Here is an 869-nt window from a genome sequence, read left to right on the forward strand (position 1 = left end):
GCCCGTCTCGCCGACGCTGCGCAGCGGCATCCGCTGCTGGTCGCGTCGGGCGCCGCCCCATCGGGCCCGCACGGCGCGGAGGCGGGGTGATGACCGCGTTCAGCGCCACCTCGGGGTCGGCGCGGCTCGGCCGCCTCGCCGTCATCGGGCTCATCGTGGTTCCGCTGCTGATCGGCGGGATCCTCGTATGGGCGCTCGCCGCACCCACCGCCCACCCCGAGCGACTCACCGCGGCGATCGTGAACGACGACGAGCCCGTCACCGTGAACGGCCAGACCGTGCCGCTGGGCCGTCAGTTCGCGGCGGGGCTGATGGCGGCGCAGGAGCCGGCGCAGCCCGGGACCGACGAGACCGCCGAGCCGCCGCCCAGCCTCGACTGGGTGCTCACGAACGACGACGACGCCGCCGAGGGGCTTGCGGCGGGCAGGTATGTCGCCGTCGTCCGCATTCCGCCGTCGTTCTCGGCAGACGCCACCTCGATCTCCGGCCCGGGTGCGCAGGCGCGCCAGGCGGTGGTCGAGGTGCGCACGACGCCCGCATCGGCATGGATCGATCCGGCGCTCACCTCCGCGGTCACCGAGGCGGCGACCGCGGCCCTCGGCCGCGATCTCACCAGCCGCTATCTCGCAGAGGTGTATGCGGGCTTCAACACGATCGCCGAGCAGATCGGCGAGGCCGCCGCGGGCGCGGACCAGCTCGCCGTCGGCGCCGCGTCGACGGCGACCGGAGCGGCCGAGCTCGCGAGCGGTGCGAGCACCCTCTCGACGGGGCTCGCCTCGCTGGGGTCGGGTGCAGCGAGCCTGGCGGCTGGACTCGCCGAGCTCGACTCCGCCGCACAGCCGCTGCCTCCGCTGGCTGCCGACGTGGCC

Annotated in this window: 1 protein-coding gene; it reads left to right on the forward strand. The window is 75.4% G+C overall.

Annotated elements, in window-relative coordinates:
• Positions 1 to 89: 89 nt before the first annotated feature.
• Positions 90 to 869: YhgE/Pip domain-containing protein (locus ACI3KX_RS22110; protein WP_404911098.1), on the forward strand; the 780-nt coding region annotated here is incomplete at its 3' end.

Source organism: Microbacterium sp. ZW CA_36 (assembly GCF_044987475.1).
GTDB lineage: Bacteria > Actinomycetota > Actinomycetes > Actinomycetales > Microbacteriaceae > Microbacterium.